The organism is Marinobacterium maritimum (assembly GCF_039523155.1).
Classification (GTDB): Bacteria; Pseudomonadota; Gammaproteobacteria; order Pseudomonadales; family Balneatricaceae; genus Marinobacterium; species Marinobacterium maritimum.
Genome location: NZ_BAAAET010000002.1, coordinates 1 through 19471, shown reverse-complemented (window position 1 = coordinate 19471; position 19471 = coordinate 1). Strand labels below are relative to the sequence as shown.

At 61.6% G+C, this 19471-nt stretch carries 11 protein-coding genes and 2 rRNA genes; 4 read left to right on the top strand and 9 right to left on the bottom strand.

What is annotated here, in order from left to right:
- The first annotated feature begins 7 nt into the window (after nt 1-7).
- Together ABD013_RS06505 and ABD013_RS06500 are read left to right on the top strand one after the other, a co-directional pair.
- Entirely contained in the window at nt 8-955 is a 948-nt protein-coding gene (locus tag ABD013_RS06505) for an ABC transporter substrate-binding protein (RefSeq protein ID WP_343804046.1), read from the top strand.
- Nucleotides 955-3228, top strand: coding sequence for an ATP-binding protein (locus ABD013_RS06500; protein WP_343804043.1), 2274 nt, complete (start codon nt 955-957; stop codon nt 3226-3228). Before ABD013_RS06505 ends, ABD013_RS06500 begins: the two co-directional genes overlap by 1 nt.
- Here ABD013_RS06500 and ABD013_RS06495 read toward each other — a convergent pair whose 3' ends face one another.
- The 7 genes from ABD013_RS06495 to recC form a co-directional block, all read right to left on the bottom strand.
- Nucleotides 3229-3606 (bottom strand): hypothetical protein, encoded by a 378-nt coding sequence (locus ABD013_RS06495; protein WP_343804040.1) that lies wholly within the window; start codon nt 3604-3606, stop codon nt 3229-3231.
- Between the two features lie 14 nt (nt 3607-3620).
- Nucleotides 3621-4097, bottom strand: a complete 477-nt coding sequence (locus tag ABD013_RS06490; RefSeq protein ID WP_343804038.1) for a DUF2489 domain-containing protein — start codon at nt 4095-4097, stop codon at nt 3621-3623.
- A 156-nt stretch (nt 4098-4253) separates the two neighbouring features.
- Entirely contained in the window at nt 4254-5234 is a 981-nt protein-coding gene (locus ABD013_RS06485; RefSeq protein WP_343804035.1) for a c-type cytochrome, read from the bottom strand.
- 1 nt (nt 5235) lies between these two features.
- Nucleotides 5236-5898, bottom strand: coding sequence for a c-type cytochrome (locus tag ABD013_RS06480; protein ID WP_343804032.1), 663 nt, complete (start codon nt 5896-5898; stop codon nt 5236-5238).
- 110 nt (nt 5899-6008) lie between these two features.
- Nucleotides 6009-8078, bottom strand: a complete 2070-nt coding sequence (recD, locus tag ABD013_RS06475) for an exodeoxyribonuclease V subunit alpha (protein WP_343804029.1) — start codon at nt 8076-8078, stop codon at nt 6009-6011.
- A complete protein-coding gene (gene recB, locus ABD013_RS06470) occupies nt 8071-11871 on the bottom strand; it encodes an exodeoxyribonuclease V subunit beta (protein ID WP_343804026.1) in 3801 nt (1266 codons plus the stop codon). Before recB ends, recD begins: the two co-directional genes overlap by 8 nt.
- Nucleotides 11868-15308, bottom strand: coding sequence for an exodeoxyribonuclease V subunit gamma (gene recC, locus ABD013_RS06465; RefSeq protein WP_343804023.1), 3441 nt, complete (start codon nt 15306-15308; stop codon nt 11868-11870). The genes recB and recC overlap by 4 nt, the downstream gene beginning before the upstream one ends.
- 206 nt (nt 15309-15514) lie before the next feature.
- On the opposite strand from recC, the gene ABD013_RS06460 reads away from it, so the two are divergent.
- Together ABD013_RS06460 and fabI are read left to right on the top strand one after the other, a co-directional pair.
- Nucleotides 15515-18076, top strand: coding sequence for a putative bifunctional diguanylate cyclase/phosphodiesterase (locus ABD013_RS06460; RefSeq protein ID WP_343804020.1), 2562 nt, complete (start codon nt 15515-15517; stop codon nt 18074-18076).
- A gap of 160 nt (nt 18077-18236) precedes the next feature.
- On the top strand, nt 18237-19001 hold the full coding sequence (fabI, locus tag ABD013_RS06455; RefSeq protein ID WP_343804017.1) for an enoyl-ACP reductase FabI: 765 nt from the start codon (nt 18237-18239) through the stop codon (nt 18999-19001).
- Nucleotides 19002-19094: 93 nt separating this feature from the next.
- Here the strand turns inward: fabI and rrf are convergent.
- Together rrf and ABD013_RS06445 are read right to left on the bottom strand one after the other, a co-directional pair.
- A 5S ribosomal RNA gene (gene rrf, locus ABD013_RS06450) occupies nt 19095-19210 on the bottom strand.
- A 154-nt stretch (nt 19211-19364) separates the two neighbouring features.
- A 23S ribosomal RNA gene (locus ABD013_RS06445) occupies nt 19365-19471 on the bottom strand; the annotation flags it as partial.

Here is a 19471-nt window from a genome sequence, read left to right as displayed (position 1 = left end):
AGTTTGGATGATCACAGGGATGCAAGGACTGGACAGGATCACCCAACTTTTTATCCGCCGGCTGCTGCCCGGGCTGCTCTGCTGCCTGCTCGGGTCCGGTGTACGTGCCGAGCCGGTGCTCATGGTGCTCAGCGATTTCGGGCCCAGCTATAACCAGGTTCACGATGCCGTACTGAAGACCGCACAGCAGCCACCAACCGTTACCACACTGGACCAGCTGACCCCTGCCGACAGCCATCGCGATATCATTCTGGCAGTGGGCAGCCGAGCCTGTGAACAGATGCTCAACCGTTACAACCCTGACACGCGCCTGATTTGCAGCTTTCTGCCCTCCACCACCTTCGAGCAGCTCAAGCAACAGCTGTTGCCTGAGCAGGCCCAACCCCAGGTCAGTGCCATCTATATCGACCAGCCCCTGTTGCGCCAGATACGCCTGGCACGGCTGGTCAAACCCGATGCCAAGACACTGGGCTCAGCCCTGGGCAGCAACAGCCGCTCACTGCGTAGCGACCTCGAGAGCGGCAGCCGTGACGCAGGGTTGAAACTGCAGCTTGCCTACCTTTCCCCCCAGGACAACCCGGTGGAGAAACTGACCCCGGTGATTCAGAGCAGCGATCTATTCCTGGTGATCCCGGACAGTTCGGTCTTCAACCGCGCCATCTCCAAATGGCTGCTCTACCTGTCACTGCGCCACCAGGTACCGGTGATCGGTTTCTCGGAAAATTACACCAACGCCGGTGCCGCCGCATCAGTGCACTCCTCCCCCAGCCAGATCGGCCAACAGGCCGGTGAATGGCTGAACCGCTTGCAGGCCGGCGAGACACTGCCGCCGCCCAGCCACCCGGCCTATTTCGATGTCAGCATCAACCCGGTTGCGGCACGCACACTCAAGTTGCAGCTGAGCTCGGGGGAGGCACTGGAGCAGGCCCTGCTGCACATAGAGGCAGGACATTGATGAACGGGCTGGGCAACCGTCTGAGTATCCGCGGCCGGGTGTTGCTGCTGGCCCTGATCCCGATGCTGACCCTGGCCGGTATCCTAGGCACCTACTTCACCTACAGCCGCCTGTCCGACAACACCGATAAGCTGCTTGAACGCGGCCACCTGATCACCGATCTGCTGGCGTCCGCCGCCGAGTTCGGCGTCATCAGTGGCAACCGCTACCAGTTGCGCATCCTTAGCCAGAAAACCCGGCAGACCCACCCGGAAGTACGCGACATTCTGTTCTACGATGCCAATTTCAATCTGCTGCAGCGGACCGAGAATTTCCCCGTGGAATTGAGCCCCTTCAGTCCCTCTCACCAGGCATCAAACGAAGGCTGGTTATTCTTCACGCCAATCACCACCAGCGTCCTGCTGCTGGAAAACAACCCTGAGCTTTCACTGGGGACAGCCCAGCCCAGCCAGAGCGGCTGGGTTGCCATGGTACTGTCCGCGGACGGCCATGCCGGCGCGCGACGCGAGATGCTCATCAACAGCCTGTTACTGATTGCCGCCGGCCTGCTGGTGACCGCTGTCGTCGCCGGACGTTTCGGGTTACGCATTACCCGCCCCATCCAGGCGCTGAGTCAGGTGGTGGAGCGCCTCGAGGAGGGACAGCTGGATACCCGCGCGGCGACCACCCAGGCGTCCGGAGAGCTGGGCCGACTGGCGCGCGGCATTAACCGCATGGCAACCCGTATTCAGGCGTCCAGCCGCGAGCAGGCCGAACAGATCGGCAAGGCCACCCGTCAGTTGACCACCACGCTGCGCCACCTTGAACAACAGAACGAAGCGCTTTCCCTGGCCCGTCGGCAGGCGGACGAGGCCAATCATGCCAAGGACGAGTTCCTGGCCCGCATGAGCCATGAACTCAGGACACCGCTCACGTCGGTACTGGGCTTTTCCAAATTGATGCAGCGGACTCAGTTGACCCGTGAACAACAGCAGTACTGCCAGATCATCGACCAGACCTCCACCCTGCTGCTGACTATCATCGACGATATCCTCGACTTCTCGCGTCTGCAGTCGGATGCGATCGAGCTGGAGCAGCTGCCGTTCAGCCCACGCCAGTGCCTGCTCAACCTGCTGGAAATGCAGGCGCCCATGGCACAGCACAAGGGGCTGACGCTGATCGAGGAGCTGTCTTCGGAGCTGCCCGACGTTCTGCTCGGCGACCCGACCCGGCTGGCACAGGTCCTGACCAACCTGTTGAGCAATGCGATCAAGTTCACCCAGGATGGTGAAGTACGCCTCAGTGCCCAGGCGATCCGCGCCGGACGCCACTGCAAACTGACCCTGAGTGTCAGTGACACCGGTATCGGCATCTCGCCGGAGCACCAGCGTCACCTGTTCCAGGCCTTCAGCCAGGCCGACAACACCATCAGCCGTCGCTACGGCGGCTCGGGGCTGGGGCTGGTGATTGCGCACCGCCTGACACAGATGATGGGGGGCACGCTGGAGCTGGAAAGCCAGGAAGGCATCGGCACCCGCATCGCACTGACCCTGACCCTGCCACTGGCGTCCGGCTCGCCCGTGGAAACACCTGAAAGCCATGCACCGGAATACGCCTCCGGCTTCACCCTGAGCTGCCCGCTGAAAGTCCTGCTGGCGGAGGATAACGACTTTAACCGGCTGCTGATCTACAAGGTGCTGACCCAGGCGGGCGCCCGGGTGATTACGGCGGTTTCCGGCACCCTGGCCCTGGAGCGTTTCCGCCAGGAGCAGCCGGACCTGGTGCTGATGGATGTGCACATGCCACAGATGGATGGTATTGAAGCGACCCGGGAGATCCGCCGTCTCGATCGCCAGGTCCCGATCATCGCCCTGACCGCCAACGTGATGCCCCATGAGCACCAGGCACTGAAACAGGCCGGCGTCGATGCGGTGATGCTGAAGCCGGTCAAACTGCCTGAGCTGTTCGCCCAGCTGGACCGACTGTGCCGGGTTCCACCCGCCAACGCCCCCCAACAACAGCCCGAGTTACTCGATCACGTGGACGCCGATGAGCTGCACCAGGAGCTGGAACAGCAACTGGACACGCTCTGTCCCGCCGTGGAAGCGGGCCAACTCGAGGTGATACGGTCACACGCCCACCAGTTGCTGGGACTGGCCGGACTGTACCAGTTACCCGAGCTGGAAGCGGCGGTGGCCGAGCTGCACCAGGCCGCGGTGGCTGGCGATATTCCGCTGTGCTGGAAACGCTGCTTCCGTCTGCGCCGGCTGGTCGAGCACCACCAGTACCATTGATCAGAAGCGGCGAAAGAAAGGTTCGTTCTTGATCAGCTGTTCGAGGTCAGCCTGCACCTCGGCCAGTCGCTTGCGCGCGGCGCGATCGTACAGGTAGGGTTCCAGTCCGTCGGCAGCCGGAGGGTGAGTGTCATCTCCCTCATGGATATCGACACAACGCCGCCGGATCGCTTCCAGTTCAGGGTCGTGCAGCACGGGCAGACCAACGAACATCTCCCATTCGTCGCGACGCGCCTCCCCCGCCTGTACCTGCTGCATCAGCAACAGTATTTTGCGGCGTTCCGGCCGCCAGGTCGGCGCCCGCCCCCAAGCCAAAGCCAGTACCAAACCGCCAATCAGCAGCAGGGAAACCAGCAAGGCGATCAGGAACTCAGCCATACCTTAGCGGCTGCCTACTGCAGCGGCTCACCCGTGCTCAGTTCGCGGGCGACGGCCTGTACGGCTTCCAGATGCTGAGTTTCCAGTTCGCGCATCTCCTGCTCGTAACTGCGCTTGAGCTTTTTCGGCAACGCCTGCCACTCCTCCTTGATCGGGATATGGCTGGTCTTGTCATGAACTTCGGTAATGACCGCGTAGGCGTCCTGCTGCAGCAGCTGGGGACGGAAATTTTCCAGCAGAACCTTAAGGCGGATACAGCCCTCGGTCAGGGTCATTTTTTCATCGTGCAGAATGGCACTGGCGACCAGACGGATGCTCTCCTGTAGATACTGGTGACGCTCCTCCAGAGCCGCCACCGCAGCGGCTTCACGTTTGGCCTGCTCTTCCCGCAGGCGACGGGCCCGGCCGAGCTGGCGGACGATAACGGCTGACAGGATCAGGATCGCGACCAGTCCGGCGGCTATCAGGCTGTATATCAGGGTGCTGCTCATGTTGTCCTCTTGCGCTGTTGGCTGCACCGGCATTATGCCAGATCAGCCCCCTGTCTCTCACTACGCATTGAGTACAGCAGAGGATTGCTGGACGGGAAAGCAACGGCGGGCCAAAACACCTGCCGTCGCTGAGGGCATATTGTTCCGAAGTACTGTTTATTCAAACGTACGGGGCTTGAGACTGTCCGGCTTGAGGAAGGGCTTCTCCCCTGTGTTGTCATGCTGGCCCAGTACCTGACCGTTCACCTCGGTGCCATAGCGGGTATGCTTGTGAAAGCCGATGAACTGCTCACGGGTGGCCTTGGCATCACCGGTATAACGCGGGTCCTGCGGACGTTCCTGGCTGTTGATGAACCAGGCGACATTCCAGGCCTCGTCATCACTCAATGAACCGGGCTTACTCAGTGGCATGTTGTTCTTGATGAACGAAGCCGCCGTGAAGATGCGCGTCATGCCCGCTCCCCAGTTGTAGGCACCATCGCCCCACAACGGCGGGAACACCACCTTGCCGTCCTTCTTCTGACCGGTACCGTCGCTGCCGTGACAGATGGCACAGTTGGCCTCATAGACCGCCTGACCTTTCTCGTAGCTCACCCCTTCCGGAATCTGCTTGCCCAAGTGACTGAAGCCACGTCCGGCGATATTGCGTTCGTACACCGGTGCGCTCTTGGCCAGCCACTGATGATAGGCGGCCAGTGCCAGCATATCGTCACTGCCATAGGCGGGCGGCTTGCCGTTCATGGAATAGGCAAAACAGCCGGCAATACGCTCTTCCAGCGAGTTGACATGCTTGTTCTTGCCACGGTAGTCCGGCAGCGTGGTCGCCGCAGGCCAGACCGGGCCGGACCAGTTCATGCGGCCTTCGCCCATGTGGCAGGTCTTGCAGTTCATGTCGTTGAACACGTACTCGCCCCGGAACTGCTGGGTGTTCATGAACATGTCATAGCCCTTGAGGATCACCTTGCGCAATTCAGGGTTGATCGACTCGTCGGCCATCAGGTCATCGATGGTCGGGGCCTGGTGTACATACTGGCCCTCTTTCGGCTGCGGCAGGTTAACCGGCACCTTGGCGTCGTTTGCCAAAACCGGGGCACTCAGGGTCACGGCAAGCGCCAGCGTCAGGTAGTTGGATTTCATCTTACTGCCCTCCCTCTGCGGCCACGGCGGGTTGCGCACCCAGATACATCGACACGGCTTCAACCTGCTGCTCAGTCAAACGTTCGGCAACACCGGTCATCAGCTGATTGGGGTCATTATGGCGCTGGCCTGAACGCCAGGCGTTCAATTGCTGCTTGATATAGTTGGGGTGCTGACCGGCAAGGCCGGGGAAGGTTGCGCTTACACCCTGGCTATCCGGCCCGTGACAGCTTTCGCAGGCCGGAATGTAGTGGTTCCAGTCACCGCGCGTCGCGAGTTTCTCGCCCAGTGCCAGCAACTCGGCATCATCTGACACTGTGGCCGCAGCCGGCACCGGCTGCTGGGCATAGTAGGCGGCCACATCCAGAATCTGCTGTTCGCTCAGGTTATCCACATTGGGCTGCATGATCGGGCTGACCCGCAAGCCTGCGTTATAGTCACGTATCTGCTTGGCAAGGTAATCCACATTGAGTCCCGCCAGACGCGGAAACCCGGCGGCATTGTTACCGGCACCGTCCAGACCGTGGCAGGCCAGGCAAGGCGCACCACTGCCATCCCCTTGCATGACGACTTTCTGCCCGTCAGCTGCGACTCCCTGAGCCTGAACGACCCCGCTGGCCAGCAGGGCACCGGCCAGCGTCAGACGCCAGTTTGATTTCCACATGGCATTCTCCAGTACATTGACTATATCTAATTAAGATTATTCTTAAGCGAAATAATAATATTCCATAAAGAATAATCTCAACAGTCCAACCGGAGAATATCCTTACACCATCAGCATGCTTCCTTCGATTCGATCAGGCGGTTACGCAAACCACTGGCGCGCCGTACCCGCGCCCGCACGGCATCGTCCAACCGCCCCCGATGCGCCAGCAACAAACTGAACCAGCGGCTGGCCCGGGTAATACCGGTATAGACCAGCTCCCGCGTCAGCACCGGGTTGATCGCTGGTGGCAACAGCAACGCGGTATGGGCGAACTCAGAGCCCTGGGACTTGTGCACGGTCATGGCAAAGACCGTTTCAATCGCCTGCAGACGGCTGGGTAACACCCACTTCAGCGTACCGTCCGCCAGCGGGAAGACGACGCGCAGTGCCTGGCCACCCAGATCATCCGGCAAGGCCAGCGTAATGCCGATATCGCCGTTCATCAGCCCCAGGCCATAGTCATTGCGGGTCACCAGCACTGGTCGCCCTTCATACCAGCCCTGATCCCGCTCGATCAGTCCGGCCTTCAGCAGGGCAGCCGCGATACGCTCATTGAGCCCTTCCACACCCCAGGGGCCACGTCTCAGCGCGCAGAGCAGCTGAAACTGACCGAAGGCGTGCAGGATCTCACGTGCCCAGGCATCCAGCGCGTCCTGCGTCGGCTCTGCCGGTCGCAGGACCACCAGCTGCTGCAGATAGTGTCGATACCCCTGGGGCGCTGTGCCATCGGCGCTCGGTGCCTGGTGACCGCCCTCCAGCACCAGCCGTTCCAGCGCCCGGTCTTCGTGGCCCTTGAGTACCGTAAGCCCCAGATCGGCATAGCCGGTGCTCAGTACCTGATTCACCGCCTCCGGTCGGCCAGAGTTCACGGCACGCGCCAGCGCGCCTATGCCGCTGTCGGCCCCGAAACGGTGACTGAATCTGAGCATGGCGATCGCCTGTGCCAGTGGCTGAGTCGAGGCTTCCCCCTCGACCACCTGCCAGGCGGCGACATCCTGTCCCGTCAGATTTTGCAGCTGTTCAAGAGTATTGGGCGTATAGCCGCCAAGATCTGCCCCTTCGCAGAGATCCCCCAGCACCGAGCCGGCTTCCACCGAGGCCAGCTGATCCTTGTCACCGAGCAAGATCAGCCGTGCCCGTGCCGGCAAGGCTGCCAGCAACTGGTGCATCATCTCCAGATCGATCATCGAGGCCTCATCCACCACCACCAGGTCGGCATGCAGCGGATTATCGACGTTGTGGACAAAACGGCGGGTACCCGGACGTGCACCCAGCAAGCGGTGCAGGGTGGTCACCTCCTTTGGGATATCCTGCTGCAGCGGTTCAGGCAAGCGCCCGACAGCGCCGCTGATCGACTCGGTCAGACGCGCCGCCGCCTTGCCGGTAGGTGCCGCCAGACGGATGCGCAACGCACGCCCCTCATCACGTGCCAGACTTTGCAGCAGCGCCAGCAGACGCACCACGGTGGTGGTCTTCCCGGTACCGGGACCTCCGGTAATGATGCCGAAGCGGCGCCCGGCCACCAGGGCACAGGCCAGCTGCTGCCAGTCTAAATACTTATCCACAGAGGAAACGTCCACCGGTGCGAAGAGTTCATGCAGCCGTTGCTGCAGCCGTGTCATATCCACCGGGATAGCGCTCAGACGATCACCAACCCGTTCGGCCACGTCTACTTCATAACGCCACTGACGGTAGAGGTAGAGCCGGGTGGAACCCGGCTCCAGCACCAGCGGTGCCGGAGGATCACCGGCACTGACCAGCACCGAGGCCTGCAGGGCGGCCAGCCATTCGCTGCGCCCCAGCCCCTGCAACAACTCCACCGGACGGTCCGGCAGCGCCTCGCCGAATTCGCCATCCGGCGGCAGCGACAGCGCGGTATCGGGCGCCGACAGCAGGTTATCGATATCGGCACAGATATGCCCCCGGCCCAGCTGGTGGCTGGTCAGCACCCCCGCCAGCAGTACCAGCGGCGAGGTGCCCGGCTCCAGCTCCTGCAGGAAGCGGCCCAGCGCCAGGTCCAGCGCACGGATCCAGCCGCGCTCCTGCCAGCGCTGCAGCAGCTCTTCCAGCGCCGGCCAGTCCGCTAGGGCCGGATGTAGCTTGGTGTCGGTGGCAAAAAGATCATTCTGTTCAGCCATGGGCCACCTCCTCGCCCGCCAGCAGACGGTCCAGGCTTTCGATCAGTTCGGCCTCGGGCCGGTCGATGCAGCAGCCGTGGTGACCGGGCTCGTTGATGCCACGCAGGAACAGGTAAAGCGCACCGCCCACATGCTGTTCATAGCCGCTGATCGGGTCATCGGCATAGCCGGGCAGACGCGCCTTGAGCAAGCGGTGCAGCGCCAGCAGGTAGAGCACGTACTGCACGTCGTAGCGCTTCTCCAGTACCGCCTTTTGCATCGCCGCTGCGCTGTAGTGACTGTCGTCCGGCCCCAGCCAGTTGGATTTGTAATCGGCCACCCAGTAGCGTCCTTCGTGTTCAAACACCAGGTCAATAAAGCCCTTGAGCATGCCGCCCAGCTGCTGCGGTGCCAGCCTTGGGCGCGGCTGTCCCGGCAGGACCTGACGGCTGATCAGCCGGTCAAGTTTGGCCACCGGCACCTCGGCCACCTCGAACCAGAACTCCAGTTCGGCCTGATACTCGCTCAGCCCCGCCAGGGGCACAGCGCCCTCCGGCAGCGGCCCACTCAACGGCAGGGGCGTGCTCAGCAGCTGCTCCAGCCAGATATCCAGCACCGGCAGCCAGGGCTGCCATTCGCGGCGCTGGCAGCGCGGGGCCAGATAGTCCTGGCGCAGGCGCTCATCCATCGCCACCTGATCAAAACCCTCGTCGGCGGCCCACTCCAGCACGCCGTGCAGGAAGGTACCGGCCTGGGGGCCTTTCCAGAAGTGGTGCGGATCGTAGTCGAACTCGACCACGGTCGAGCCGGCAGCAGTTTCGTCCCGGCTTTCGCGTGCGGTTTCCTCGCTGGGCGTCTCGGACGGCTCGGGTTCGGCCGGAGCTTCCAGTTCAATCTGTCCCTGCAGCTGAGCGATGGCACTGTAACTGGCGATCCACCAGCGTTCGCCGGCCACCGGGCGCTCACAGCTGCGTGCCGGTGCCAGTGCCTGGGCCGCTGTCGCCGCCGGCAGCAGGGCCACCTCGACCAACGGCGGAGCACCGACCTCGATCACGCCGTCGCTGACCAGCGGCTGCAGCAGGCTCTTCAAGGTCACCGTGTCGGTCTTGTCGGCACAACCAAGCAGCTGGCCAAAGGCGCTCTTGTGCACACTGAGGGAGCGGTTACGCTTGATCGCCGCCACACCCAGCCAGCAGGCGTGTACCGGCCGGGTCAGCGCCACGTAAAGCAGACGCAGGTCTTCCTGCAGCCGTTCGGCATCGGCCGCTTTCTTGGCCGTCTGGTCGCTGCTGTCCAGCTCCAGCACGGAGCCCTCATCGGTCTGGTAACGGTAACTGCCGTTGTCGGCCGTCACCTCGCGGTAGTTGCAGATGAACGGCAGAAACACCAGCGGATACTCCAGTCCCTTGGACTTGTGAATCGTCACCACCTGCACCAGATCGGCATCGCTTTCCAGTCGCATGATGTGTTCGTCACTACCGTTGTTGCTGTCGAGGATCTGCTCCTGAAAATAACGAATCAACGCCAGCTCCCCTTCCAGCTGGCTGCTCGCGCTCTGCAGCAGCTCGGCCAAGTGCAGCAGGTTGGTCAGTACCCGCTCACCCCCGGTCTGTTGCAGCAGGCGAGCCGGCAGTTCGAAACCGTCGAGCAGGTGACGCACCATCGGCAGCACGCCCTGGCGCTGCCAGATCTCGCGCAGCTGGCGGAAGCGCTCCACTTCCTGCTCCCAGCGCTGTTCGTCCCGGGTCAGCTGCTCCAGAGTGGCATAGCCCAGATCCAGCGTTGCTGTTGCAAGGGCGCCATGCAGGCGGTCGGCCTGCTCGGGTTCGGCACAGGCGCGCAGCCAGCGCCACAGATCTTCCGCTTCGGCACTGGCATAGACCGAGGCCTGATCCGACAGGTAAACGCTGCGCACGGCACGCCGCTCCAGTGCCTCACGGATCACCTTCGCCTCGCTGCCACTGCGCACCAGGATGGCGATATCACTGGGCTTGAGCGGTTGCAGCTGCCCCTCAGCATTGCGGAAACCGGCGCGTTGCTGCTGCGCCAACGTCAGCAGGCGGCAGATTTCGCTGGCACTGTGTTCAGCCATCAACTGGCGGTAGTCGCCCACCGCAACACCATCCGCCTCGTCATCGCTCAGTAGCCAGTGATTCAGTGCCGCCGGGCGGGTACCGTCCACCTCGAACACCTCCTTGCGCCCGTTGGCCTCCACCGGAATAAACGGCAGCGGATTGTCGCCGTCACGGGCGAAGCGGAAGGCACCGGCCGGCTGGCTGGACTCGGCCTGCTCGAACAGACGGTTGACCGCTTCAACCAGAGCAGAAGAGGAGCGGAAGTTGCGCCCCAGGGTATAGTGCCGCCCCGCCGTATCCTCACGTGCCTGCAGGTAGGTGTGGATATCGGCGCCACGGAAGGCGTAGATCGCCTGCTTGGGGTCACCGATCATCAGCAGCGCCGAGGCTTGGGTCTCGGCAAGGCAATCGTCGGGCTGGACGCTCTGGTAGACCCGGCTGAAAATGCGGTACTGCAGCGGATCGGTGTCCTGGAATTCGTCAATCAGCGCCACCGGGTACTGGCGGCGGATGGTGGTGGCCAGGTGCTCGCCGCCCTCGCCCTGCAGTGCCTCGTCCAGGCGCAGCAGCATGTCGTTGAAGCCCAGCGTCGCCGCCCGTTCACGGCAGCGGGCAAAGCGCTGCTGGATCCAGCGTGCCGCATGCAGCTGCACCGGCTGTACCGGGGGTTTGCCTTCAAGGTAGTCCACCAGTTGCTGCAGCTGGTCAAACACCGGGTGACCCGGTGTCTGGTCCTGCTTGGCCTTGGCCGTTTTGGCGCTCAGTTTGGCCAGGCCAAAGTGTTCCAGCTTGTCGGCCGCCAGCGAAGCACCCTCGGCCCAGGCGGCCATTTCGGCCAACTTGTCGGGCAGGGATGCCGGCCTGTAGCTCTGGTTATTGAGCACTTTCGTCTGCGCCGCCTCGATCAACAGCGTTTCGATCGTTTCGCGCTCGGCGGACCAGAGCGCACGCGCCTGCTGTTCCAGCTGCTCTTTCTGCGGCAGCCAGCGGTCCAGCTGCGCGGCATAGTCGGCCGGTGACAGCATCTGTGCCACTACTTCCCCCTGATAGCGCACCTCCTGTTCGCCGGGGTGCAGCAAGGGCCTGACCGTGTGCAGCAGACTGTCGGGATCGGACGCCAGGTCACTCAGCGCCTCGGCGGCAGCCGGCGACAGCGCGTAACACCAGCTGCGCCAATAGTCCCGTGCCATCTCGGCCAGCAGCTCGCTGTCATCCTGCTCCAGCTGCTGCTGAAACAGGCTGCCGGTATCAAAGGCGTGCTGGGTCAACATGCGCTGGCTCCAGCTGTGGATGGTATAGACCGCCGCCTCATCCATCCACTCGGCGGCCTGTTCAAGTTTGCGCGCGGCCAGCGCCCGCGCCTCTGCATCGACGTAATCCGGCTCGTCCAGCAGCTGCTGCAGGAAGGGGTCGGGCTTTACCTTGCCACGAAAGACCAGTGACGCTTCAGCCAGACGACTGCGGATACGGTCGCGCAGCTCACGGGTGGCGGCGTTGGTAAAGGTCACCACCAGAATATCGGGTGGCAGCAGAGGCCGGCCAAAGCCGGACTCGCTATCGCCGTGGCCCAGCACCAGGCGCACGTAGAGCGCGGCGATGGTGAAGGTCTTGCCGGTACCGGCACTGGCCTCGATCAGCCGCTGGCCGTGCAGCGGAAACGTCAGCGGGTTCAGCGCTTCGGGGTAAGTATTGGGGCTCAGGGTATTAGAGGTCTGGGTATTAGAGATCAGAGCGCTCATGCGTCCTCCCGTGACAGCAGTTCACCCTGTTCAATCAGGGGACGGTAGAGGGCCTGGGCCCAGTCTTCCAGACCGGCCGCCAGCAGCGGCTCGAATACAGGCCAGGCCCGCTGCAGGTAGCGGTCAGTGGCGCCTTCACCGGGGAAGCGGCTGTTGCCTTCATAGGCGTTGGCTGCCACTTCAATCGGGTCCTTGTCCTCAGGAGCGCTGAGCAGTGCCAGGCCGGTACGGCAGGCCAACGGAGCCGGCTGCGCCAGCGCTTTCAGGTAGCGCGACAGTACCTCATCGAGCAGTTGCTGCGCCCGGTCGGCGACCAGAGGACGAATGCGAGCGCTGGTATCCGGCCCCACCAGGAAGGTTGTCAGTGAGTACCCGCTCGCGCTGACGGCCAGATGATCCAGCCAGGCACGCACCAGCCGATGCCAGCGCGGCGCGCCCTTGTCGCTGATCGCCTGGGGCGAGGACAGGATCAGCGCAAGCTCCTGCCCGCCGTTGTGACGGTAAAGGCCGCTGACCCAGTCTTCCAGCAGCACTTCATGAGTCTCGGCCTTGAGCCTCAGCTGCAACTCCAGCGGTTCCGGCAGCGGCTGCCAGTCCGCCTGCAGCTGCTGCAGGTGCCTCAGGGTCGATGCCGCCGGACTGACGATCTCGCGCAGCGCACGCTCGCCGTAGGGCCCCAGCGGCAGTTCACCGGCCCGTTGCCAGCGTGCCAGTTGCGACTGGATGCCGGCTTCGTGGCTCTCGGCCTTAAGTCCGGCGCTGATCAGTTCGGAACCGAGGCGGAACTGGTCCAGGCGATCGAAGCGGAAAGGTTCGTGCTCCTCCTGCACCTCTTCCAGCGTCTCGAACCAGACGCCCAGGCGCTGATTGAAGAAGGTCTGTACCGGGTAACGCAGGAAACGCTGCAGGGTTTTCAAGTTGAGGGTTTCCGGCAGTTCCAGCGGCGGCAGGCTAGCCTGCTCCTGCTGTTCGATGCCGTCATGGACCTCGCGCCATTCACCGGCATAGGTGAACAGGCGCGGATTCTGTTCGAAGTAGCGCGGGCTGAACGGCTGCAGCGGATGCTCGGTGGTCAGTTGCACCAGCAGCTCAGCACCATCCTCGACCTGCCAGCCCTGTTCCAGATGATCGCGCAGCTGGGCCACCAGTACCGACGGCGGCTGCTCGGCGTTGTCGCGCACGCTGCGCCCAAGCCAGCTGATGTAGAGCGCATCGCGCGCCGACAGCATGGCTTCGAGGAACAGATAGCGATCGTCCTCGCGACGGGAGCGGTCACCGGGACGATAGCGCCCTACCATCAGGTCGAAGTCCATCGGCGGCTGGACCCTCGGGTAGTCGCCATCGTTCATGCCCAGCAGGCAAACGCGGCGGAAGGGAATGGCACGCATCGGCATCAGGGTGGCGATGTTGACCGCCCCGGCAAGGAAGCGTTGCGACAGGCTCATCTCGTCGATGCCGTCGAGCCAGCTGTCACGCACGACTTCCAGTGGCAACGGACGCTCCAGTGCCGCTTCGGTGCAGGCTTCCTGCCATTGCTGCAGGCGCTGGGTCAGCCGCTCCATCAGCATCAGATCCTGATCGCTGACCGGCTGCAGGAAACGCTCCAGCAGTTCGGTCAGCACCAGGCTCCACTCTGGACAGGGCTTGGGGGTCAGCAAGTGCTCACGCAGCTGCAGCAGCGCGGCAACCAGTTCCGCCAGTGGACCGACCTGGGCCGCTTCCAGCCCGCCCACTTCACCGTAGGCCTCGATCTCGGCGAAGGTCTGCTCATCGCCCATGATGTAGCCCAGCAGCATCCGTTTGAGGCCGAACAGCCAGGTGTTCTGCTCCAGTCCTTCCGGCAGTTCCAGGCCGGCACGCTGGGCACTGTCCAGCCCCCAGCGAATGCCCGAATCACGGATCCAGTGCTGCAGCTGGGGCAGATCGCTCTCGGCCATGCCGAAGCGCTCGCGCAGGGCCGGCACTTCCAGCAGATCGAACAGCTGGCTGATGCCGAAGCGCTCCTGTGGCAGCTGCAGCAGCAGCTCCAGTGCGATCAGCAGCGGCGCCTGGCCTCGGTTCTGCTGGTCGTTCAGGGTAAAGGGGATGAAGCGCGGGTCCTGCCGCGACATACGGCCGAATACCGAACGGATATGCGGCGCGTACTGGTTGACGTCCGGCACCATGACGATGATATCGCGCGGTTTCAGGCTGGGGTCGTCCTGGAACCACTGCAGCATCTGGTCGTGCAGGATCTCGACCTCACGCTGGCGGCTGTGTGCGACCTGAAAGGTCAGTGAGTCATCACTTTCAAGCCAGCATCGCGGCTCCTCAGGCAGAGCTTCAAGCTCCAGGATATCCTGCTGAATCTGGTTCAGCAGTGACAGCTGTTCAATGTCGGGCTCGGCATCATCAAAGAGGTCGATACGCTGGAACCAATCGCGGTACTGGCTGGTATCGTCAAACTGATCCAGCAGGCGGATATAGTCACGGCCCTGTTTGCCCCAAGCCGCCAGCAACGGCTGGGCATGCAGATGCAGATCGGCATCACTGAGCTCTTGCGGCATACCGGCCTTGAGTGCCTGACGCCGGCGGGTACTGCGCAGCAATTCCTTGCCGTCGATGATATCGGCCCAGTAGTGACGGCAGGGGTTGTGCACACAAAGCAGCACCTGGGTATGCTCGGCCAGCGCCGACAGCGCCTCGATAAACTGCTGCGGCAGCGCCGAAATGCCAAAGATGATCACCCGGCGCGGCACGGTTCGGGGGCGTTGCTTCAGTTGGCCACAGGCCGCAAGAAACTGCTGGTGCAGATCGGCACGGCTCAGATTGCGCTGAGCCTCATCCATGTCGGCGCGGATGGCCCGCCACAACAGCGGCTGCCAGCGCTGTTCCTCCGGCAACAGCTGCTCCTGCCCCTGAGCATCGATCAACAGATCACGCCCTTCGGCCCAGGCACTGAGCCAGTCGGCGCGATAGACCTGATACTGGTCGTAGAGGTCGGCCAGACGTTCCGCCAGCTGATATTCCTTACGCGCCGTAAGGTCGTCGGCCAGAAAACGGCGCAGCTGGGCACATTCAGGTTGTTCGATCAGATCGGGGAGCAGGCGCAGCAATCGCCAGGCTAGGCGAGACTTGTCGTAGGGCGAGGTCTTGGGCACCCGGTCAGCGCCGAGCACAGCCCGGTAGGCCTGCCAGAGGAAGGCCGAAGGCAGCTGGATATCCAGTGCCGCGGCGATGCCACAGCCCGGCTGGTTAGCATCCTCCGGCGAGCGCGCCAACGCCAGTTGCAGCCATTGAGCGATACCGTTGCTCTGCACCAGGATGGTTTCATTCTCCAGCACTCCAAGGGGGTTACTGCGCATCCAGTACACCAGCAGTTCGCGCAGGGCCTCCAGCCGGTTGCCGTGAATAATGGCCAGTCCGGTGGACAGGCCCTCCCTGTTTTGCTCGCTCACATTCCTGCTCCCGCTGCCGCTTCAACGCGCAAGGATACTACTCGCGCTTCGGGATTGCATACGGCGACAAGGTCTACAGCGCCACTGGTGTAATATTCAACTGTCGTCATAAATTGACAGGTATCAACGACACCCAAATTGACTACAGCTAGATCCCCCCTCAGGCCGTAGAATGTGTGAACAAGAATTACAATGGTTTACACCTCATGACTCATCGTGATCGCGCGCCCTCTATTCGCGGCTACCTGCTCAACCGGACCCTGCTGTTCTCGGCCATTGGCTTTATGGTCCTGCTGCTGGTATGCCGTCAGGCCTACTATGCCAGTGTTCGGGATAACGCCGAAGAGGTTGCCCGCGCTGTTGCGGAAAGCACCTTCAACGCCATGTACCTGGTGATGAGTCAGGGCTGGACCCGCCAGCAGCTGGAGCAGTTCATCCAGCAACTGTCACGACCGGAACACGATGTCTCCGGACTGGGCGTTAACCTGTACCGCGGCAGCAAAGTCTCCGAGCGTTTCGGTGTCATCGAGCAGCCCCCTCTGGATGCCCAGATGCGCCAGACGATGAAAAGCGGTGAAACCCGAGAAATTACCGAGGGCGATCAGCAACGTTTTCTTTATCCCTTGCAGGCACGAGAAGTGTGTCTCGGGTGCCATACCAATGCACAGGTCGGCGACAATCTGGGGTTGATCGAAGTCCGTCAGGACCTGGGCCGCCAGTTCGATACGGCAACCCGCAACCTGTTCGCCTATCTGCTGTTGCTGTCCCCACTGCCCGCCCTGTTCGGCTTCTGGGCCGTGCGCAAGGTCAGCCTCAAGGTCAACAACTCAGTGGAGGAGCTCAGCAACGGGATCGCCCGCGTGGACTCCCTGCAGGACTTGAACCAGCTCTCTCACCACCGTCAGGAGCTGGGTTTCCGTGAAATCAATCATATATTTACCCAGGTCGAAACGCTGGCGGAGCGGCTCAGATCAATCGCGGTGGACAAGGATCTGCTCGAGTTCGAAATCCGTCTGCTGGAAAAATTCGTCATTACCTCTGAGGTGGTACGAGACTGGCGTGAGTACGTCAACCTGCTGATGCTCGATATCAACCAGGTGATCCAGATCTACACCATGTTCTCCATCTTCAAGGTGGATGACGAAATCTTCGACCTGGAAATTTTCTGGCTGCATCCGCCTACCCCGCAGACCAAAGCGATGATGGAACAGGCCGTGCTGAAGCGGCTTAAAGACAATGACAGCTTTACCCTGCCCGGCGAGGTCGTTATCCACCATAACTCCGTGCAGAGCGAGGGTGAAATGGCACTGGCGCCCGAGGAAATCGAGCTGCAAACCAAGTCTCTGCTGGTGGAGACGCCCAAGATTGGCGGCATTGTCGGCATCGGCGTGCATGCCGATATCGTCAAGGACAGCACCAAGGTACTGGTACTGGAAAGCATCCTGTCCACGCTGCTTAACGTGGTCGGCTCGGTGAAAGCGATCTACAAGTACACCCGCGACCTGGAGTACTACGCCACCCGCGACCCGCTGACCAACCTGTACAACCAGCGCATGTTTTGGGAGCTACTCGACTATGAGCTCGACCGCTGCCAGCGTCATGGCTATCAGGTGGCCCTGATGCTGATCGACCTCGATAACTTCAAGGCGATCAACGACGGCTATGGACATGCCACCGGCGACACCCTGCTGCGTCAGCTCTCCCTGTCAATGCAGAGCGCACTCAACACCGGGGATATTCTGGCCCGCTATGGCGGTGACGAGTTCGTCGTAGTCCTGCCTGAAACGACCCAGGAAGAGACCGAGCAGGCATCCGAACGGCTGCTGCACTGCCTGCAGTCGTTCGTGCTGGAAACCGACAACAACGAATCCATCCGGGTCACCGGCTCGATCGGCGTAGGCACCTTCCCCGATCATGCGGATAACCGCAAGGACCTATTCATGTTCGTGGACAACCTGATGTACCGTGCCAAGAGCCAGGGCAAAAACCGGATCAGCCTGCCACACCAGGACGATGTTGCCGAGATCTTCAACGACCTCAACCAGAAAATGCTGCTGGTCAACAACGCCATTGAAGAGCGCAGCATCATCCCGGTGTTTCAGCCGATACAGCCGCTTGAGGAAGGTATTCCGGCCGTGGAGGTACTCAGTCGCCTGCGCCTGCCCAACCAGGAGCTGATGTCCGCCGGCGAGTTCATCGAGATTGCCGAATCAATGGGCAAAGTCCACCTGCTCGACTATATCGTCATGGAGAAGGCCTTCGCGATGGTACAGGAGTGCGGTTACACTGGGCTGCTGTTCATCAACCTGTCACCGCGGGCCGTACTGGTACGCGACTTCCTGCAGACGCTGCACGGGCTGACAGTAAAGTACAACATGGTTCCCGAGCGTATCGTGTTCGAAATCACCGAACGGGATACGGTGAAGAATATCGCCCTGCTGGAAAACTTCGTGCGCAGCCTCAAGGAGTCGGGCTACCTGCTGGCCATTGATGACTTCGGCTCAGGCTTCTCCTCATTCCACTACCTCAAGTACCTGCCGATCGACTTCGTCAAAATTGAGGGCGAGTTCATCGCCAATATGGCCAATGACCCCAGGGACCTGGCTTTCGTGACCAGCATTACCGAACTGGCCAAGAAGCTGAAACTGAAAACGGTGGCCGAATTTGTCGAGACCGAGGAAGTGCTGGAACTGGTAAAACAGAGCGGCATCGATTACGCGCAGGGCTACCACATCGGCCGGCCACAGCCGCATCTGCCGGGATCCTGATCCCGGCTGGCATCCCCCTCGACAAAGGGCTCAGTTCTACCTGTGTACCGGCATGTAGAACTGGGTCCTCCTGCCTTTCTCCGACAGCCATCTGGGGCTTCATTCCAATGTCATTCAAGTGGCTCAGTATAAAGACTCATGATTAAGGTGAGGGTACACAATGATTGATTTAACCGGCAAACGTGGCGTGATCTTTGGCATTGCCAACCGCCACAGCATCGCCTTCGGCTGTGCTGAAGTACTGGCTTCGCTGGGAGCAGAGCTGTGCATCACCTATCTGAACGAAAAAGCGCGACCTTATGTCGAACCCTTGGCACAACAGCTAGGTGCCAGCCTTTTGCTGCCCTGCAATGTGGCCGAACCAGGCCAACTTGAAGACGTCTTTCTCAAACTGGAAGCCGAATGGGGCGAAGTGGATTTCGTGATCCACTCGATCGCCTGGTCACCATTGGAAGAGCTCCATGGTCAGCTGGTTAACTCTTCTGCGGAAGGCTTTGGCCAGGCCATGGATATCTCCTGCCACTCCTTCATCCGCATGGCTCGTCTTAGCCGTGATTTGATGCCCTCAGGCGGCACCCTGCTGACGATGAGTTACCACGGCGCTGAACGGGTTGTTGAGCATTACAACCTGATGGGGCCCGTCAAGGCAGCCCTGGAAAGTTCGGTACGCTACCTGGCCTCCGAGCTGGGTCCACTTGGCATTCGCATCCACTCACTGTCTCCTGGCCCTATGCCGACACGCGCCGCCAGTGGCATCAATGCCTTCGATGCCTTGATGGAAGATGCCGTCAGCCGCTCGCCGCTGCACCGCCTGGGTACCCCCGATGACGTAGGCCGTATGGCCGCCTTCCTGATCAGTGAGCATGCCTCAGCGCTAACCGGCAACCGCATCCATATCGATGCCGGCCACCACTTGATGGCGTAGTGACGCAATGAGGGAAGATCAAGCAGAATGGCAGGGACGCCATAACGCAAAAACCCCGGCCTCATCGAGACCGGGGTTTTCACTTAATTAAATGCTTGGCGATGACCTACTCTCACATGGGGAAGCCCCACACTACCATCGGCGATGACGCGTTTCACTGCTGAGTTCGGGATGGGATCAGGTGGTTCCACGGCTCTATGGTCGCCAAGCAAAACTGGTACAAACTGGATCTTGTTAAACCCTCGTGCGGTGCACGCTGGTCTGATTGTCTTTGTCGTATCGTCGTTACAAGCTTCAACCGGTGCGCTTTTCAGCGCGCGATAATCTTTTTCAACCATTCATCTCAAACGCCTTGGGCGTTATATGGTCAAGCCTCACGAGCAATTAGTACTGGTTAGCTCAATGCCTTACAACACTTACACACCCAGCCTATCAACGTCCTGGTCTCGGACGGCTCTACAGGGATCTCA

Excerpts from the sequence above, each read along its gene's own strand:
- ABD013_RS06505 (WP_343804046.1), top strand. The coding sequence starts at position 8 with ATGATCACAGGGATGCAAGGACTGGACAGGATCACCCAACTTTTTATC.
- ABD013_RS06500 (WP_343804043.1), top strand. The coding sequence starts at position 955 with ATGAACGGGCTGGGCAACCGTCTGAGTATCCGCGGCCGGGTGTTGCTG.
- ABD013_RS06495 (WP_343804040.1), bottom strand. The coding sequence starts at position 3,606 with ATGGCTGAGTTCCTGATCGCCTTGCTGGTTTCCCTGCTGCTGATTGGC.
- ABD013_RS06490 (WP_343804038.1), bottom strand. The coding sequence starts at position 4,097 with ATGAGCAGCACCCTGATATACAGCCTGATAGCCGCCGGACTGGTCGCG.
- ABD013_RS06485 (WP_343804035.1), bottom strand. The coding sequence starts at position 5,234 with ATGAAATCCAACTACCTGACGCTGGCGCTTGCCGTGACCCTGAGTGCC.
- ABD013_RS06480 (WP_343804032.1), bottom strand. The coding sequence starts at position 5,898 with ATGTGGAAATCAAACTGGCGTCTGACGCTGGCCGGTGCCCTGCTGGCC.
- recD (WP_343804029.1), bottom strand. The coding sequence starts at position 8,078 with ATGGCTGAACAGAATGATCTTTTTGCCACCGACACCAAGCTACATCCG.
- recB (WP_343804026.1), bottom strand. The coding sequence starts at position 11,871 with ATGAGCGCTCTGATCTCTAATACCCAGACCTCTAATACCCTGAGCCCC.
- ABD013_RS06460 (WP_343804020.1), top strand. The coding sequence starts at position 15,515 with ATGACTCATCGTGATCGCGCGCCCTCTATTCGCGGCTACCTGCTCAAC.
- fabI (WP_343804017.1), top strand. The coding sequence starts at position 18,237 with ATGATTGATTTAACCGGCAAACGTGGCGTGATCTTTGGCATTGCCAAC.